17 protein-coding genes are annotated in these 17,559 nt (G+C 65.7%); 6 read left to right on the plus strand and 11 right to left on the minus strand.

Annotated elements, in window-relative coordinates:
• On the minus strand, positions 1-1,074 hold a 1,074-nt coding region (gene mreC / locus AC1DIX_RS24095), incomplete at its 3' end, for a rod shape-determining protein MreC (RefSeq protein ID WP_477327959.1).
• Between the two features lie 130 nt (positions 1,075-1,204).
• A complete protein-coding gene (locus AC1DIX_RS24100; protein WP_047827025.1) occupies positions 1,205-2,248 on the minus strand; it encodes a rod shape-determining protein in 1,044 nt (347 codons plus the stop codon).
• 333 nt (positions 2,249-2,581) lie between these two features.
• Here AC1DIX_RS24100 and gatC point away from each other — a divergent pair, with 333 nt between their 5' ends.
• The 4 genes from gatC to AC1DIX_RS24120 all read left to right on the plus strand — a co-directional run bounded on the left by gatC (position 2,582) and on the right by AC1DIX_RS24120 (position 6,722).
• Complete coding sequence (gatC, locus tag AC1DIX_RS24105) at positions 2,582-2,881, plus strand: Asp-tRNA(Asn)/Glu-tRNA(Gln) amidotransferase subunit GatC (protein WP_442124710.1); 300 nt, start codon at positions 2,582-2,584, stop codon at positions 2,879-2,881.
• Positions 2,882-2,903: 22 nt separating this feature from the next.
• The gene (gene gatA / locus AC1DIX_RS24110) at positions 2,904-4,391 is read left to right on the plus strand and encodes an Asp-tRNA(Asn)/Glu-tRNA(Gln) amidotransferase subunit GatA (protein WP_442124711.1); all 1,488 of its coding nucleotides are present in this window, start codon (positions 2,904-2,906) and stop codon (positions 4,389-4,391) included.
• A gap of 10 nt (positions 4,392-4,401) precedes the next feature.
• Positions 4,402-5,862: an Asp-tRNA(Asn)/Glu-tRNA(Gln) amidotransferase subunit GatB gene (gene gatB, locus AC1DIX_RS24115; RefSeq protein WP_477327960.1), complete on the plus strand. Its 1,461-nt coding sequence runs from the start codon at positions 4,402-4,404 to the stop codon at positions 5,860-5,862.
• Positions 5,863-5,996: 134 nt separating this feature from the next.
• Positions 5,997-6,722 carry a hypothetical protein gene (locus AC1DIX_RS24120; protein WP_442124713.1) on the plus strand — a complete coding sequence of 242 codons (726 nt, stop codon included), beginning with the start codon at positions 5,997-5,999 and terminating at the stop codon, positions 6,720-6,722.
• On the opposite strand, the gene AC1DIX_RS24125 is transcribed toward AC1DIX_RS24120, so the two are convergent.
• Positions 6,706-7,311 (minus strand): TetR/AcrR family transcriptional regulator, encoded by a 606-nt coding sequence (locus tag AC1DIX_RS24125; RefSeq protein WP_477327961.1) that lies wholly within the window; start codon positions 7,309-7,311, stop codon positions 6,706-6,708. The genes AC1DIX_RS24120 and AC1DIX_RS24125 overlap by 17 nt on opposite strands.
• Positions 7,312-7,392: 81 nt before the next feature.
• Here AC1DIX_RS24125 and AC1DIX_RS24130 point away from each other — a divergent pair, with 81 nt between their 5' ends.
• Positions 7,393-8,055 (plus strand): glutathione S-transferase family protein, encoded by a 663-nt coding sequence (locus tag AC1DIX_RS24130; RefSeq protein ID WP_477327962.1) that lies wholly within the window; start codon positions 7,393-7,395, stop codon positions 8,053-8,055.
• A gap of 12 nt (positions 8,056-8,067) precedes the next feature.
• On the opposite strand, the gene AC1DIX_RS24135 is transcribed toward AC1DIX_RS24130, so the two are convergent.
• The 4 genes from AC1DIX_RS24135 to AC1DIX_RS24150 are packed head-to-tail and all read right to left on the minus strand — an operon-like array spanning position 8,068 to position 12,897.
• A complete protein-coding gene (locus tag AC1DIX_RS24135) occupies positions 8,068-8,793 on the minus strand; it encodes a DUF6624 domain-containing protein (protein ID WP_477327963.1) in 726 nt (241 codons plus the stop codon).
• The gene (locus AC1DIX_RS24140) at positions 8,790-9,581 is read right to left on the minus strand and encodes a nucleotidyltransferase domain-containing protein (RefSeq protein WP_477327964.1); all 792 of its coding nucleotides are present in this window, start codon (positions 9,579-9,581) and stop codon (positions 8,790-8,792) included. Before AC1DIX_RS24140 ends, AC1DIX_RS24135 begins: the two co-directional genes overlap by 4 nt.
• A gap of 11 nt (positions 9,582-9,592) precedes the next feature.
• The gene (gene pyrE / locus AC1DIX_RS24145) at positions 9,593-10,249 is read right to left on the minus strand and encodes an orotate phosphoribosyltransferase (RefSeq protein ID WP_477254241.1); all 657 of its coding nucleotides are present in this window, start codon (positions 10,247-10,249) and stop codon (positions 9,593-9,595) included.
• A gap of 35 nt (positions 10,250-10,284) precedes the next feature.
• Complete coding sequence (locus AC1DIX_RS24150; protein ID WP_477327965.1) at positions 10,285-12,897, minus strand: ATP-binding protein; 2,613 nt, start codon at positions 12,895-12,897, stop codon at positions 10,285-10,287.
• A 226-nt stretch (positions 12,898-13,123) separates the two neighbouring features.
• Here AC1DIX_RS24150 and AC1DIX_RS24155 point away from each other — a divergent pair, with 226 nt between their 5' ends.
• Positions 13,124-13,894, plus strand: a complete 771-nt coding sequence (locus AC1DIX_RS24155) for an exodeoxyribonuclease III (protein WP_442124720.1) — start codon at positions 13,124-13,126, stop codon at positions 13,892-13,894.
• On the opposite strand, the gene AC1DIX_RS24160 is transcribed toward AC1DIX_RS24155, so the two are convergent.
• From AC1DIX_RS24160 to metX, 4 genes are all read right to left on the minus strand, one after another.
• Entirely contained in the window at positions 13,882-14,832 is a 951-nt protein-coding gene (locus tag AC1DIX_RS24160) for an RluA family pseudouridine synthase (protein ID WP_477327966.1), read from the minus strand. The genes AC1DIX_RS24155 and AC1DIX_RS24160 overlap by 13 nt on opposite strands.
• Positions 14,816-15,715: a M48 family metallopeptidase gene (locus AC1DIX_RS24165; protein ID WP_442124722.1), complete on the minus strand. Its 900-nt coding sequence runs from the start codon at positions 15,713-15,715 to the stop codon at positions 14,816-14,818. The genes AC1DIX_RS24160 and AC1DIX_RS24165 overlap by 17 nt, the downstream gene beginning before the upstream one ends.
• 65 nt (positions 15,716-15,780) lie before the next feature.
• Positions 15,781-16,398, minus strand: coding sequence for a methionine biosynthesis protein MetW (gene metW, locus AC1DIX_RS24170; protein WP_477327967.1), 618 nt, complete (start codon positions 16,396-16,398; stop codon positions 15,781-15,783).
• Positions 16,395-17,549, minus strand: coding sequence for a homoserine O-succinyltransferase MetX (gene metX, locus AC1DIX_RS24175; protein ID WP_442124724.1), 1,155 nt, complete (start codon positions 17,547-17,549; stop codon positions 16,395-16,397). The genes metW and metX overlap by 4 nt, the downstream gene beginning before the upstream one ends.
• Positions 17,550-17,559 lie beyond the last annotated feature (10 nt).

The following is a 17,559-nucleotide window of genomic DNA, read 5'->3' on the forward strand; positions in this document are numbered from 1 at the left end:
AGCCGGCAGCGTCGGCCTTGCAGCACCGGGCGCGGCCGGCGTTGCCGCGGCGGCGTTCGGGCGGCCCGCGCCGGCCGTTGCGGCGGCTGCGGTGCCGGCAGGCGCGGCGGCAGGCTGCTGGGCCGGCGGCAGCGGCTGCGGCCGCAGCGGCGGCAGCGGGATCGGATCCATCTTCGGCAGGTTGCGGCGCGAGGAGTTGCCGTTGCTTTTCGGCGCTTCCGCGGGCGGACGCGGCTGCGCGGGCTCGTCGGACATCACGATCAAGAGCTGGCGGTGGCGGTCGATGCCGGCCAGCGGCTGGCATACCACGCGTCCGAAGGCGCCCTGGGCCACGCTCTCCACCTGGCTGACCTTGGCGACCGCCAGGCCGGCCGGATACATGCCGTCCAGGCCCGAGGTGACCAGCACGTCGCCGACCTGGATGTCGGCGTTCGGCGCCACGAAGCGCAGGTCCAGCATGCCGGACTGGCCGCGGCCGTAGGCGACGCTGCGCAGGCCGTTCCTCAGCACCTGCACCGGAATCGCCTGCTCCCTGTCGGTCAGCAGGGTGACTTCGGAAGTGAAGGGGAACACGCGCGTGACCTGGCCGACCACGCCGGCATTATCGATCACGGGCAGGCCGAGCTTGACGCCGTTGCGCGCGCCGCGGTCGAGCACCACGCGGCGGATCGCCGGGTCGCGCGCGTCGTACAGGATCTCGCTCATCATCGTGCGCACCGGCAGGTGTTCGCGGGCGTCCAGCAGGCGGCGCAGGTGGCCGTTCTCGGCCGTCTGGAGCTGGGCCTGCTGCATCGCCTGGGCCATCGCCACCTGCTGGCTCTGCAGGTCGCGCACTTCCTTCTGCAAGGCGGAGATCGAGGAGAAATAGCTGCCCATATTGCTCAGCGCGTCGCGCGGCATCAGGGCAACCATCTGGAAAGGATAAAGGACCGTGGCGGCCACCTGGCGCACGGCGGTGAGCGCATGAAACCGCGCGTCGACGACAAGCAGTGCGACCGAGAGGAGAGCGAACACCGTCACCTTGACTCTGGCGGGAGCGCCTTGCTTGAAGAGCGGCGGAGGACTGTATTCCATGACTTCCAATAATGAGGGCGCCCGCGGAATGCCGCCGGACGCCGACGTGAAGACACACTAATATGACGCAAAAACGCAGACAGGACGCACGGGATCGCGCGTCCTGTCCGCCCACGTCCTTACCAGCCGATCATTCGTAGGAGAAGATCGAGCCCAGCTTGTCCATGCGCTCGAGCGCCATGCCCGAACCGCGCACCACGCAGGTCAGCGGATCTTCCGCGACCAGCACCGGCAGGCCGGTTTCTTCCATCAGCAGGCGGTCGAGGTCGCGCAGCAGCGCGCCGCCGCCGGTCAGCATCATGCCCTTCTCGGCGATGTCGGCGCCCAGCTCGGGCGGCGCCATCTCGAGCGCGTTCTTGACGGCGGAGACGATGTTGTTCAGCGGGTCGGTCAGGGCTTCCAGGATCTCGTTGCTCGAGATGGTGAAGGAACGCGGGATGCCTTCCGACAGATTGCGGCCCTTGACTTCCATTTCCTTGACTTCGGAACCCGGGAAGGCCGAACCGATGGCCTTCTTGATCGACTCCGCGGTCTGTTCGCCGATCAGCATGCCGTAGTTGCGGCGGATGTAGTTGACGATCGCTTCGTCGAACTTGTCGCCGCCCACGCGCACCGAACCCTTGTAGACCATGCCGCCCAGCGAGATGATGCCGACCTCGGTGGTGCCGCCGCCGATGTCGACCACCATCGAACCGGTCGCCTCGGACACCGGCAGGCCGGCGCCGATCGCGGCCGCCATCGGCTCTTCGATCAGGTAGACCTGGCGGGCGCCGGCGCCCAGCGCCGATTCGCGGATCGCGCGGCGCTCGACCTGGGTCGAACCGCAGGGAACGCAGATGATGATGCGCGGCGACGGGCGCAGGAACTTGGAGTCGTGCACCATGCGGATGAACTGCTTGAGCATCTGCTCGGTGACGGTGAAGTCGGCGATCACGCCATCTTTCATCGGACGGATCGCTTCGATATTGCCGGGAACCTTGCCCAGCATCTGTTTCGCTTCCTTGCCGACCGCCTGGATCGTCTTCTTGCCGTTCGGGCCGCCTTCCTGGCGGATCGCGACGACCGACGGCTCATCCAGGACGATGCCCTGGCCGCGGACGTAGATCAGGGTATTCGCGGTACCCAGGTCGATCGCCAGATCGTTCGAAAATAACTGCGTAACAAAACCAAACATGTGTGTCCTGATGCGCATCCAAGTGCGCCTAAAGCGGACCTCGATTTATCGAGATCCCAAACATTAATCGGGGAATCCTCGCCGCGATTGATGAATCCGCACCGCGGGCTTTCATGCGCGGCCCGCCTGCTTTCGGCGCCGGAGAACGCATTAGCCCGCCATTCTACCTTATAATTTGCCGTTTAAACGCTGAAAAACGGGTGGATTCGCGCCTATATCAGCCTGCGAGATCGACGGCATTAGAAAGCTTTTATCAGCTTTAGCAAGCCGTTGACCAAATTTCATTATTCGCACAACCATCTTTCAACGCGGCGCCGAGCCGCGCCTTAAGCCATGTCCCTGACTCTTTCAGACGTAAAACGGATCGCCAACCTGGCCCAGCTCGATATGGACGACGCTCACGCAGAGGTCGCCCTGAATGAACTGAACGGCATCTTTGCCCTGGCCGAGCAGATGCAGGCCGTCGATACCACCGGCGTCGAGCCGCTGTCGCAGCCCCTCGCCACCGTGCTCGCGCTGCCGCTGCGTTTGCGCGAAGACGTGGTGACCGAAGAAGACCGCCGCGCCGACTACCAGGCGCCTGCACCGAAGACCCAGGACGGCCTGTACCTGGTGCCGAAAGTGATCGAATAAACCAAGCTGGGATCAAAGAATCATGCATAACAAGACTCTCTCGGAGCTGTCCAGGCTCCTGCATTCGAAACAGATCTCGTCCACCGAGCTGACCCGGCACTACCTCGACCGCATCGCCGCGAGCAAGCACAACGCCTTCCTGCACGTCGACGCCGATCTGTCCCTGGCCCAGGCCAAGGCCGCCGACGCGCGCTTCGCGGAAGGCTCGGCCGGCCCGCTGACCGGCATCCCGATCGCGCACAAGGACATCTTCGTTACCCGCGGCTGGCGCTCGACCGCCGCCTCGAAAATGCTGGGCAACTACGTCAGTCCCTTCGACGCGACCGTGGTCACGAAGTTCGGCGACGCCGGCATGGTCACGCTGGGCAAGCTGAACTGCGACGAATTCGCGATGGGCTCGGCCAATGAGAACTCGGCCTTCGGCGCGGTCCAGAATCCCTGGGATACGCTGGCCGTGCCGGGCGGCTCCTCGGGCGGTTCTGCCGCCGCGATCGCCGCGCGCCTGGCGCCGGCCGCGACCGGCACCGACACCGGCGGCTCGATCCGCCAGCCGGCCGCCTTCTGCGGCATCACCGGCATCAAGCCGACCTATGGCCGCGTGTCGCGCTTCGGCATGATCGCCTTCGCCTCCTCGCTCGACCAGGGCGGCCCGATGGCACGCACCGCCGAGGACTGCGCCCTGCTGCTGAACGAGATGGTCGGCTTCGACGAGCGCGACTCGACCAGCCTCACGCCCGAGCAGGGCAATGCGCGCGAAGACTTCACCCGCGACCTGAACAAGCCCTTGACCGGCCTGCGCATCGGCGTACCGAAGGAATACTTCGGCGAAGGCCTGGCCGCAGACGTCGAGAGCAGCGTTCGCGCCGCACTCGACGAGTTCGTGAAACTGGGCGCGACCCTGGTCGAGATCTCGCTGCCGAAGACTTCGCTGTCGATCCCGGTCTACTACATCATCGCGCCGGCGGAGGCCTCGAGCAACCTGTCGCGCTTCGACGGCGTCCGCTACGGCTACCGCACGCCGGCGTACACCGACCTGCAGGACATGTACAAGAAGACCCGCGCGGAAGGCTTCGGCAAGGAAGTCCAGCGCCGCATCATGGTCGGCACCTACGTGCTGTGCCACGGCTACTACGACGCCTACTACGTGCAGGCGCAGAAGATCCGCCGCCTGATCGCGGACGACTTCCAGGCCGCCTTCAAGGACAAGTGCGACGTCATCATGGGCCCGGTGGCCCCGACCGTGGCCTGGGACCTGGGTTCGAAATCGAACGACCCGGTCGCCAACTACCTGGCCGACATCTTCACCCTGTCGACCAGTCTGGCCGGCCTGCCCGGCATGTCGATCCCATGCGGTTTCGGCCAAGGCAAGGAAGGAGCAATGCGGAACGCCAAGCGCCCGGTCGGCCTGCAAATCATCGGCAACTACTTCAGCGAAGCCAAACTGCTGAACATCGCGCACCAGTACCAGCAAGCGACCGATTGGCACGCGCGCGCGCCTGAAGGCGTATAAGGAGAAGAACATGCAATGGGAAGTCGTCATCGGTCTTGAGAACCACGTCCAGCTCACGACCAATTCGAAAATCTTCAGCGGCAGCTCGATCCAGTTCGGCGCCGAGGCCAACACCCAGGCCAGCCCGGTCGACCTGGCGCTGCCGGGCGTGCTGCCGGTACTGAACCGCGGCGCCGTCGAGCGCGCGATCCGCTTCGGCCTGGCGGTCGGCGCCAAAATCGCCCCGCGCTCCGTTTTCGCGCGCAAGAACTACTTCTACCCCGACCTGCCGAAGGGCTACCAGATCAGCCAGTTCGAGGACCCGGTGGTCCAGGGCGGCACCATCAGCTTCGCCTACGAGAAGGACGGCAAGATGGTGACGAAGACCGTCAACCTGACCCGGGCCCACCTCGAGGAAGACGCCGGCAAATCGCTGCACGAGGACTATGCCGGCATGAGCGGCATCGACCTGAACCGCGCCGGCACGCCGCTGCTGGAGATCGTCTCCGAGCCGGAGATGCGCAGCGCGAACGAGGCGGTCGCCTACGCCAAGGCCCTGCACTCGCTGGTGATGTGGCTGGGCGTCTGCGACGGCAATATGCAGGAAGGCTCCTTCCGCTGCGACGTCAACGTCTCGGTGCGCCCGGTCGGCCAGAAGGAATTCGGCACCCGCTGCGAGATCAAGAACCTGAACTCCTTCCGCTTCATGGAAGAGGCGATCCACTACGAAGTGCGGCGCCAGATCGAACTGATCGAAGACGGCGGCAAGGTCGTGCAGGCGACCCGCCTGTGGGACCCGGACAGGAAGGAAACCCGCCAGATGCGCAGCAAGGAAGACGCGCAGGACTACCGCTACTTCCCGGACCCGGACTTGCCGCCGCTGGTGATCGCGCAGGACTGGATCGAGCGTGTGAAGGCCGACATGCCGGAACTGCCGGGCGCGATGCGCGACCGCTTCATCAAGGACTACGGCCTGCCCGAGTACGATGCGCTGATCCTGACCTCCTCGCAGGGCATGGCGAGCTATTACGAAGCCGTGGTGGCCAAGGCCGGCAAGGAGAACGCCAAGGCCGCCGCCAACTGGATGATGGGCGATGTCTCCTCGGCCCTGAACCGCGCCGACCTCGACATCGCCGCCTCGCCGGTCGAGGCCTCGCAGCTGGCCCTGCTGCTGAAGCGCATCGCCGACGGTACGATCTCGAATAACGCCGCCAAGAAGGTGTTCAGCCTGATGTGGGAAGCGGAGTCGGAAGACGAGCAGCTTGCCGACGCCATCATCGAGCGTGAAGGCCTGAAGCAGATCTCGGACACCGGCGCGATCGAAGCCATCGTCGACGAAGTCCTGGCCAACAATGCGAAATCGGTCGAGCAGTACCGCGCCGGCAAGGAAGCGGCGATCAACGCGCTGATCGGCCAATGCATGAAGGCGTCCAAGGGCAAGGCGAATCCGGCCCAGGTGACCGAGCTGCTGAAGAAAAAGCTGGCTGCCTGATTTTTCAGAAGTTTTGACCTTGTAAAAAACCGGGGGCCCCCCGGTTTTTTTATGCCTGTTGCGTGAGATGTGGTGAGCCTTGGCCGGATCGTGCCTGCCTATAATCGATGTTCCATTTCTCTGCGAAGCCATCGATGCGCCATCCTGCCCGCTCCGGATTTCTGCCGCTCCTGCTCGTCTCTTTCCTGGCCTGCGCCGCAGACGCCACCTCCACCCAGGTCTATCTCGACCACGATGAACTGAATTACGTGGGGCCACTCGACGAACAGGCAAATGCAAAGCTGTTTGCCCTGTACGACAGCCTGAAGGAAAAGCCGGCCCGGCTGGCGATTCGTAGCGAGGGCGGGCCGACTACTCAAGGCTTGGCGCTGGGCCAATGGGTCCGCGACCATAAGCTCGACGTCAAGGTGCTGGAGTATTGCATGTCGTCCTGCGCCAACTATGTGTTCCCTGCAGGGCAGCACAAGGTGGTCAGCAACTTCGCCGTCATCGGCCTGCACGGCGGCTTGAGCAGCACCAGCTTCAACTTCGACGAAGCCACGAAAAAGACGCTCGCCGCGATGCCGCCGAAGGAACGCCAGGCGCTGATCGATCAGATCAACGCATCGATCAAGGGCGACTCGGTCAAGGAACAGGCCTACCTGAAAGCGCTCGGCGTACGCGCGGATTATGTGACGCTGGGCCAGGAAGAGCGCTACCAGAAGCTCTACCGCGACGATCCGAAAGTGGTCGGCTGGACCTACTCGCTTGAGGATTTCGGCCGCATGGGCATCCACGACATTTCGGTCATCAATCCACCCTGGCGGCCCGGTGCTGCGTTGAAAAACATCGCTTTCACGGTGCTCAAGGTCGACGACTGAGCTCCGGCGCCCCCGCGCCCAGCAAGATCAGCGCCTGCGCCCGCGCCGCGCCGCGCAGCGAACGCTGCAAGCCCGCATCGTCGGTCGTCCGCGCCAGCACCATCCCGCCCACGCACAGCGACACGATGGCCTGGGCCCGCTGCTCGCCATCCGGCACCCCGGCCAGCGCCGCCGCATACACCGCGGTCAGGTTGCGGATCAGCTGCGTATAGGCCTTCTGCGGCGACAGCCCGGCGCGCGCCACGTCGCCCGGCAGCGCGTACAGCGGGCAGTGGTGGTCGGGGTTGTCGAACACCTCGTCGCTCAGGTAGACGTCGATCAGCATGCGCGCCAGCTGCGCCGGTTCGGGCGGCGGGCTGTTGCTGAAATCGGGCTTGAAGGGATTGCAGCTGCTGAAGCTGGCGACGGCCTCCGCATACAGCTCGTCCTTGCTGCCGAAGTGGTGATAGAAGCCGCCGCGCGTCAGGCCGGCCTCGAGCATCACGCGGTCGATCGATACCTGCTCGAAGCCGTGGCGGTTGAACAGCCTGCGCGCGGCATGGACGATGCGCTCGCGGGTCTGGGCCTTGTGCTCGCTGCTGTAGGGCATGGCGTGTCTCCGACATTATGTTCTTGAACATATTATGGTCTCACGTATTCTGCTCCCATCCCATGACAAGGAGGAGACGAAATGATCACCCTGACCACTTTCCGCAGCGTGCCGCCGTTCGCCATCGGCTATGTGCGCGATTTGCGCGTCCGCTGGGCGCTGGAGGAAGCCGGCCTGCCCTACCTGCTGCGCGCGCTCGAATTCCAGGACGCGGCCACGCCCGCCTACCGCCGCGAGCAGCCCTTCAGCCAGATTCCGGTACTGCAGGATGGCGGCCTGACCCTGTTCGAGACCGGCGCGATCCTGCTGCACCTGGGGCAGCAGCACCCCGTCCTGCTGCCGCGCGACGCGGACGAGCGGGCGCGGGTGACGGCATGGATGTTCGCGGCGCTGAACTCGGTCGAGCCCTATGTCGGCAACCTCGTCAGCCTGGTGGTGTTTTCCGCTGGCGAAGCCTGGGCGGCGGGTGCCCGTCCCTCGGCGGAAGCGATGGTGGACAAGCGCCTGCGCGACCTCGACGACTGGCTCGATGGCCGGGAATGGCTGGCGGAGAGCTTCAGCGCGGCCGACATCCTGATGACGACCGTGCTGCGCCTGCTGGACGACATGGAGATGGTGGAACGCTACGCGCGCGTGCGGGCCTACCGCGACCGTTGCATGGCGCGCCCGGCCTTCCAGAAGGCGCTGGCCGACCAGGTGGCGCATTTTACGCAGGCGCAGGCGCCGGCCGCTGCGGCGGCATGAAACCTGTCCGGCTCAGGGATGTCCGATGCGGGCCACGCGCATCATGCAGGCGTAGTCCGCCAGCGGCATGACGCCGAGGTCGCGCCGGTGGGCCTCGACCTCGCGCACGCTCGCCTCGTCGGGCAGGCCGAAGTGTTCGCCTCCCATCTCTTCCGGCGAGAACTGGGTGCCGTAGCGCTGCGGCTTGCCTTGCGCTTTCAGGATGCGGTCGGTGAAGCGGGCCAGGTCATCGCCGCTCAGCTCATGGTCCGCAAAGCGCTGTTCCAGCGTCGGCAGGAGCGATGCCTGGAACTGCGGATCGTCGTCCATGTGCTGCATCAGGAGCCAGGCGCGGTTGACGCCCACTTCGCCGACCTGGGCCGCGGTGGGGAATCCCTTGCCGGCGACCAGTTCGCGCAGCCAGCGCAGGTTGTTTCGGTCGGACAGCGTCACCGCGCGGCCAAGCTGCCGATCCCAGCGCCTGGCCATCCACGCGATGCGCGCGTCCTGGTCGCGCGAGAAGCGCTCGTCCAGTTCGGCGCGCAATTCGGGATCGGCAAGCGTACGCGCGGCGTCGCGCCGGACCATGGCCTGGTAGGTATCGTCGGGATGGGCCATCCTCCAGGCCGTCACGCCCGCGCAGGGATAAGGCGCCGCCGACTCCTGTCCGGCGGCGCGGGCCGGCAGCGCGAATGCCAGGCCCAGGAGTGCAGCCGCAGCAGCCCCGCCCAGCCGGCCCAGGCAGCGATGCGCATTCATGCCCGCCATGCCTCGTCGACCGTGGCACGGAACAGGCGCGACAGCCCGGAGACCATTTCCTGGCGCTCGTGCCGCGCCGGCTTCAACGCTTCCAGCCGTTCCAGCTCGCGTTCGATGAAGCCGTGGATCTCGGGGATCTGCGGCGACAATCCCATCTCGGGTGATTTCCGCTTGTGCGCCAATAGGGCATCGATGGCGCCGGTGAGCGCCGGCTGGTCCGCAATGAGCGTCAGCAGGGTCTGGAATTCGATCGGCGCCACGGTGCCGTATTTTTCGAGCCAGCGTACCGCCAGCAGAGGCCGCAGCACGTAGAAGTACTTCTTCAGCGGGACCCGCTCGGCCTTCAGGTAGCCGCGATAATTGGTCTTCGCCATGCTGCGATAATGATGGATTCCGCGCTCGCAGGAATACACCTGGGGCAGCATGGCGCGCACGGCCTGGGCGAAGCCGCCGCACTCGCTGTAGACGATGGGCGACTGGATCCATTCGACGAAGGCCGGATTCGATTTCCAGAACAGGCGCAGGGCCTTGCGCAGATCCCAGCCGTTGATGTCGATTTCGTCGACGATCGGATACTCGATGACGTCGCGCTGCTCTTCAAGGCTGACCGACAGATACCAGTCGCGCCGGTTGACGTAGATGAAGCGGGCATCGAAGTCGCTGTTCGGGGACGCGAAACCCCAGGCCCTGCTGCCGGATTCGACCGCCAGCAGCACCTTGACGTCGTGCTCCGCCTCTGCGCGCTTGAGCCGATCGAGAATGTCGAGGCGGACCGGCTCGGGAATCATCGGCTGGCCTCTCAGACCACGCCGTACTGCGCGCGATAAGCCGCCACCGCATCCTTGTGCTCGGCCATGGAAGGGTCGGCCGACAGGTAAGTGAACAAGTCGGACAGGTTGGCGATCGAGATCACCGGGATGCCGTAGTTCTGGCTGACTTCCTGCACCGCCGACAGCGGCGACAGCACGCCGTCCTTGCCACCGCGCTCCATGCGGTCCAGCGCGATCAGCACGGCGCAGGGTTCGGCGCCGGCGGCGCGGATCATGGCCACCGATTCGCGCACCGAGGTGCCGGCAGAGATCACGTCGTCGATGATCACGACCTTGCCCTTGAGCTGGGCGCCGACGATGGTGCCGCCCTCGCCGTGGTCCTTGGCTTCCTTGCGGTTGTAGGCGAAGGAAGTGTCGCGGCCCTTCGCCGCCAGCGCCACCGCGGTGCTTGATGCCAGGGTGATGCCCTTGTAGGCCGGGCCGAACAGCATGTCGAATTCGATGCCGGAATCGAGCAGGGTCTGGGCATAGAACTGGGCCAGCTTGCCCAGCGTGGCGCCGTCGTGGAACAGGCCCGCGTTGAAGAAATACGGCGACTGGCGGCCGGCCTTGGTAACGAACTGGCCGAACTTCAATACTTCGGCCTCGACGGAAAACGCAATGAACTGCTGGCGCAGATTGTCCACGACTTACCCCTGATCTGTACGATAAAACCCGTATTTTAACCGGGGCCTGCGCCGTGGCCTACGGGGCCGGAGCTCACCAGGCGCACCACCAGGTCGGGATTGACCGGCTTGACCAGGTGGTGTTCGAAGCCGGCCTGCCCGCTCCTGGCCTTGTCGGCTTCCTGGCCGTAGCCGGTCAGCGCGACCATGCGGCAGGGATGGCCGTCCAGCAGCGCGCGCATGCGGCGCGCCAGCTCGTAGCCGTCGAGTACCGGCAGGCCGATGTCGAGCACCGCCAGGTCGGGACGGAAGCCCGGTACCGCGGCCAGCGCCGCGATCGGCTCGTGGAAGACCTTCACCTCGTGGCCGTGGGCGGCCAGCAGCCGCGCCAGGGTCTCGGCGCCGTCGACGTTGTCGTCGACCAGCATGATGCGGCTGCGCCCGGTCGCCGCCGCCGGCTCCGGCTCCGGCAGGCTGGGCGCGGCGTCGGCGCCGGGCGTGCGCAGCGGCAGCAGGACCACGAACTCGCTGCCCTTGCCCTTCCCTTCGCTGCGCGCCTCGACCTTGCCGCCGTGGAGTTCGACGATGTTCTTGACCAGCGCCAGGCCGATGCCGAGGCCGCCCTCGGCGCGGTCGATGTTGCGCTTCCCCTGGAAAAACAGGCCGAACACCTGGGCGCGCAGTTCAGGCGTCATGCCGACGCCGTTGTCGACCACGCCGATGCGCAGCCAAGGCTCGCCTTCACCCGCGCCCTCGCGCGCCGCCGTCAGGCGCACGTGGCCGCCCGGTTCGGTGTAGCGCGCCGCGTTCGTCAGCAGGTTCGAGACCACCTGCGCCAGCCGCACCGGATCGCCTTCCCAGCGCAGGCCCGGTTCGATCTCGACGTCGAGGCGATGGCGGCGCTGCTCCAGCAGCAGGCTGGCCATTTCGACCGCCTTGTTCAGCGGCTGGGCGATGTCGACGTGTTCGAACTTCAGGTCGATCTTGCCGCGCGTGACGCGCGAGATGTCCATCAGGTCGTCGACCAGGCGGACCAGGTGACCGACCTGGCGTTCGATGATCTCGCGCTCGCGCAGCGCGGCTTCTTCGCCGCGCAGGCGCATCAGCTGCAGCGAGGTGACGATCGGCGAGAGCGGATTGCGCAGCTCGTGGCCGAGCATGGCCAGGAACTCGTCCTTGGCCTGGCTGGCGGCGGTCAGCTCGGCCAGCAGTTCGGCGCGCTCGGCGTGGGCGCGTTCGATCTGCTGGCGGCTGCGCACATGCTCGGTGACGTCCACCGCCACCAGGATCACGCCGCGCTCGTCGTCCTCGTTTACCTCGTGCGGTTCCAGGCTGAACTTGAGGAAGCGTTCGCGCGGCTGGCCGTTGGCATCGTTCAGGACGATCCGCATCTCTTCCGCGCGCACCATCCGGCCGCTGCGGTAGACCTGTTCGAGCAGGTGCAGGGGCTCGCTGTCGCGCAGTTCCGGGAAGGCTTCCAGGTAGGTCTTCCCTTCCAGTCCGCTGCGGCCGACCAGCTCCGTATAGCTGCGGTTGGCCAGGCGGAAGGTGAAGTCCGGTCCGGCCAGGAGGGCCGCGGCCACCGGCGCGTTGAGCAGCATGCGGTCGCGCTGGGCCAGCGCCAGGTCGCGCTCGCGCCTTTCGGTGGCGTCGCGCGTGAAGCAGCGCGTGTAGCGCAGCTCGCCATTTTCGAAGTGGCCGTTCGAGTGGATCAGCACATGCCGGATCGAGCCATCCTTGCAGCGCAGGCGGGCCGGCTGGTCGTACAGGGTTTTGCCACTCGACAGCCGGCACAGGATGCTGCCGATGACGGGCGCGTCGACGTGGAATTCGGCGATGTGGTGGCCGACGTATTCTTCCCAGCGGTAGCCGAGCATCTGCAGTTCGGCGCGGTTGGCCCACAGGATGGTGCCGTCGCCGCCGACCCGGTGCAGGCCCTCGGCCGCGTTCTCGACGAAATCCATGAGCTCGCGCTCGCTCTGGCGCAGGACGGCCTCGGTATCCTTGCGGCGCTCCACTTCGGCTTCCAGCATGCGCACCTTCTGCTCGAGCCTGAGCAGCTTCGGGTCGACGTCGCCGCCAGCCGGCAGGTCCATCGCCACGTCGGCGCAGGCGTGGTCGTGTTCGGCGCAGACCTGCTGGAAGGCGTGTGCCATCTTGTTCGACGGGAACAGGCTCCAGGGATAGCCGCAGAACAGGGCGAACTCGATCCGTTGCGCCAGCTCGTTCCACAGGCGCTCGAGCTCCAGTGCGGCGTCGTAATGCCCGCGCGCGCACAGCAGCGCCACCATCTCGCCGAAGGCATGCAGGCGGGCGCCGCCGGCGCAGGTATCGCGCACGAGGGTGCCGACCACCTCGTCGAAACGCCGGCGGTCCGGCCAGCCGTCGACCAGGAAGCTTTCCAGCGTCGCCTCGGCATCGAGCCAGGAGAGCTGGCCGGGCTGCGGCATGGCGCGGCCTTGCGCGAGCGCGAGGGCATCCAGGCGCCGGCGCAGCGCCTCGCAATGGACGGCGGTGGCGATCACGATGCCCTTGCCGCCGGCGGCCAGGGCCTGGTCGACGAAAGCCGCGACTTCGTCGAGCAGCATGTCGTCGTTGTCATAAAAACGGACGAAATGCCTGTTTTCTCCGTGTTTCCCGGACAGAATGTCGTCGGTCTTGATCAGCACGTAAGCTCCTGTGCATGCATGAAAAGCGCCCGCAGGACGCGGACTCCATCGGAAAGTTTAACACGTTGAAACAGTGGACTTAACAATCATGGCGACAAGCATAGTCATCCATGCACAGTAAACAAAGATGCTTCCCAGCGGCCAAACACCGGCAATATGTTGAGTCAGATCAAAACACGTTACACTCTCCACCTTGAACTCCCGCCTGCCTTTTTCTTTTTGACCCATGCCAAGAATTATTTCTGCGAACCTGAACGGTATCCGCTCCGCCCACAAGAAAGGCTTCTTCAACTGGCTCGCCGGCCAGAACGCCGACTTCATCTGCGTGCAGGAATTGAAAGCCCAGCAAGCCGACATGACCGAGGAATTCCTTGCGCCGCACGGCTACCACGGCCATTTCCACTACGCCGAGAAAAAGGGTTACTCCGGCACCGGCGTCTATAGCCGCATGAAGCCGGATGCCGTCAGGATCGGCTTCGGCTGCGTCGAATTCGACAATGAAGGCCGCTACACCCGCTGCGACGTCGGCGACCTGACCGTGATCTCGGTCTACTGCCCGTCCGGCTCGTCGTCACCCGAGCGCCAGGAAGCCAAGTTCCGCTTCATGGAGGTATTCCTGCCGCACCTGCAGGGACTGAAGGCCGAGGGCCGCGAGGTCGTCATCTGCGGCGACTGGAACATCGCGCACAAGGAAATCGACCTCAAGAACTGGAAGGGCAATATGAAGAATTCCGGCTTCCTGCCGGAAGAGCGCGCCTGGATGACCCGCATCTTCGACGAAGTCGGCCTGGTGGACGTGCACCGCGTGGTGGCGCCGGAAGCCGTCGATTACACCTGGTGGAGCAACCGCGGCCAGGCCTACGCGAACAACGTGGGCTGGCGCATCGACTACCACGTCGCCACCCCGGGCATCGCGGCCAAGGCCCATGCCGTCTCGATCTACAAGGACGAGCGCTTCTCGGACCACGCGCCTCTCATCATCGACTACGCGCTGTAATCCTTCGGCCACGCCAGCATGCGTTCGCTGGCGAAGCTGCGCGCCTGGCCGGTGAGCGGATCCTCGAAGGCGATGCTGCGCGCCAGCAGTTGCAGGGGCGCCGAGAAGTCGTCGCCCTTGCAGGGCAGCGCCACCGGATAGAAGGCGTCGTTCAGGATCGGCACGCCCAGCGAGGCCATGTGCAGGCGCAGCTGGTGCTTGCGGCCCGTATGCGGGTGCAGGCGGTAGCGCGCCAGCGCGCCGCGGCGCTCGATCAGCTCGACCACGGTCTCCGAATTCGGCTCGCCCTCTTCCTGCTTCATCACGAAGAATTTTTCGCCGTCGACCATGCGGCTGCGGTAGGTGAAGGGGAATTCCCGTCCCTCCAGCATGGGCGCCAGCGCCTCGTAGGTCTTGCGGATCGTCCTCTTCTGGAACATCGACTGGTAGGTGCCGCGTGTTTCCAGATTGTGCGAGAAAATCACGATGCCGGCCGTTTCGCGGTCGAGCCGGTGGATCGGCGTCAGGTGCGGCAGCGCCAGCGCGCGCTTCAGGCGCACCAGCAGGGTCTCGCGCAGGAAGCGCCCGGTCGGGATCATCGGCAGGAAGTGCGGCTTGTCGACCACCAGCAGGTGCTCGTCCCGGAACAGGATCTTCTCTTCGAAGGGAATCGGCGTCTCTTCCTCGAGCTCCCGGTAGTACCAGATGCGCATGCCCTGGCGCACATGGCTGCCGGCGTCGAGGCGCTCGCCCCTGGCGTCGACCACGTCGCCGCGCGCCAGCCGCTCTGCCCAGGGCGGGCCGGCGACCTCGGGGAAGCGTTCGTTCAGGAAGGCCAGCATGCCGCCGGGGCGGGTTTCCGTGATCCACAGGTAGCTGGGAGCGACGCCGTCGCGCACCGGCAGCGGCACATGGGCATTGGCTTCGGCCTGGTGGCCCTTCCTAACGAACCGCGACATTGCTTCGGTAAGGCGGCAGGCGGTCGACCGAAGTGCCCTTGCTGCGCGCGTACAGCGGCAGCAGCACGTTCATGTGATCCTGGATCTGCTGGATGCGGTTGGCGCCGCCCGGGTGGGTGGACAGCAGGTCGATCGTCGCGCCGCTCTGGTCCAGGGCCGCCATCTTGTTCCACAGGGCGATGCCGGCACGCGGATCGTAGCCGGCGCGAGCCGAAATATCCAGGCCGACCAGGTCGGCTTCGCGCTCTTCGTCGCGCGAGAATTTCAGCACGTAGAGCTGGCCCGCGGTGTTGGCCAGGCCGCGCACGTCGTAGCCCGACCAGGCGGAAAACAGCGCCCCGAGCGCGGACGTGGCCAGGCCGGTGGTAGTGGCCTTGGCCTGGCGGTCGCGCCCGTGTTCGCGCAGGGCGTGGGCGATCTCGTGCCCCATCACGGCGGCGATTTCGTCATCGGTGAGCTTGAGCTTGTCGATGATGCCGGTGAAGAAGGCGATGCGGCCGCCCGGCATGCAGAAGGCGTTCACCTGGTCCGATTTGAGCAGGTTGACCTGCCATTTCCACTGCTGGGCATCCTGGTTCCAGCGCGTGGTATGCGGGATGATGCGCTCGGCGATGGCGCGCAGGCGCTTGACCTGCGGGTCGCCGGCCGGCACCAGCACCCCCTTCTGCTGGGCCTGGCCCAGCAGCGCCGCGTATTGCTGGGCGGCCTGCTGGTCCATCGCGCCTTCCGGCGCCAGCAGGTCGCGCAGGGCGCCGCCTTTCAGCGGCTTGACCGCGATGCCGTCCTGCACCACCTGGCCCTGCTGCCCGCGATCCTGGGCCGGCGCCGCCTGCACGATGCCGCACAAGGCCAGCACGGCCACTGCTTGCTTGAACTTGGTCATGGTCGTCTCCGATGCGGATAGCTGTCATTACGGCGCATCATACACAAGCATATGAAAGCACACTGTTAGGTAACGACCAGATCCTTCTTGCGCAGGCGGAAAACCGCCAGGCTGCCGCGCAGGTTGGGCAGGAAAGACACCACCTGCCCTTCGGCCAGCGCCACGTACTCCAGCACTTCCAGCCCGCATTTCTCGGCCAGGTCCTTGAAGTCGTGGATCGTGGCGTAGCGCACGTTGGGGGTGTCGAACCACTGGTAAGGCAGGGAACGCGACACCGGCATGCGGCCCTTCAGCAGCGCCATCCGGTGCGGCCAGTAGGCAAAGTTCGGGAAGGACACGATGGCTTCCTTGCCGACGCGGACGATGTCGCGCAGGCGCGCCTCGACGTGCTGCATCATCTGCAGCGAGGACAGGCACAGCACCATGTCGAAGGTATCGTCGCCGAACAGGTCCAGGCCCTGCTCCATGTCGTGCTGGATCACGTCGACGCCGCGCTTCGTACTCTCCAGCACCTTGTCGTCGGCGATCTCGACGCCGTAGCCGGTGCAGCGCTTGCCGCGCTCCAGGTAGCGCAGCATGGCGCCGTCGCCGCAGCCGACGTCCAGCACGTGCGAACCTTCCTTGACCCAGTGGGTGATGAAGGCCAGGTCGGGGCGCAGGGTGTTCAGGTCTTCGAATTTCATGCGGCGTCCCTAGCAGTGCTTTCTTCCCAGATCCGGTCGTAGTAGGCGCGCACGATGTTCATGTAGCGCGGGTCCTCGAGCAGGAAGGCGTCGTGGCCGTGCGGGGCGTCGATTTCGGCGTAGCTGACCTTGCGGCGGTTCGCCAGCAGGGCCTCGACGATCTCGCGGCTGCGCTCGGGCGAGAAGCGCCAGTCGGTGGTGAAGGACGCGATCAGGTACTTGGCCCTGGTGTTCGCCAGCGCCTTGGCCAGGTTGCCGCCGTGCTCGCGCGCGGGATCGAAGTAGTCGAGCGCCTTGGTGATCAGCAGGTAGGTGTTGGCGTCGAAGTATTCCGAGAACTTGTCGCCCTGGTAGCGCAGGTAGGACTCGATCTCGAAGTCGACGCCGAAGTCGAATTTGTACTCGTCGGTCTCGGCGGCGTTGCGGAGCTTGCGGCCGAATTTTTCCGCCATGTCGTCGTTCGACAGGTAGGTGATATGGCCGACCATGCGCGCCACTTTCAGGCCGTTCTTCGGCACCACGCCGTGTTCGTAGAAATCGCCGCCGTGGTAGTCCGGATCGGACAGGATGGCGGTGCGGGCGACGTCGTTGAAGGCGATGTTCTGGGCCGACAGCTTGGGCGTCGAGGCGATCACGATGCAATGGCGCAGGCGCTCGGGGAACATGATGCTCCAGGCCAGCGCCTGCATGCCGCCCAGCGAGCCGCCCATCACGGCGGCGAACTGTTCGATGCCGAGGCGGTCGGCCAGGCGCGCCTGGGCCGCGACCCAGTCTTCCACCGTCACCAGCGGGAAGGCGGCGCCATAGGGCTTGCCGGTGGCCGGATTGTCGTGCATCGGGCCGGTCGAGCCGAAGCAGGAGCCGAGGTTGTTGACGCCGATGACGAAGAAGCGGTCGGTGTCGACCGGCTTGCCCGGGCCCACCATATTGTCCCACCAGCCGGCGCTCTTCGGCTCGTTCGCGTAGTGGCCCGCCACGTGGTGGGAAGCGTTCAGCGCGTGGCAGATCAGCACCGCGTTGGACTTGTCGGCGTTCAGGGTGCCATAGGTTTCATACATCAGCGTGTAGTCGCCGATGGAGGCGCCGCTTTGCAGGCGCAGCGGTTCGGCGAAGTGCATCGCCTGGGGTGAGACTATTCCAATCGATCCCATGAGCTTCTTG

Source organism: Massilia sp. 05N420, from assembly GCF_056397205.1.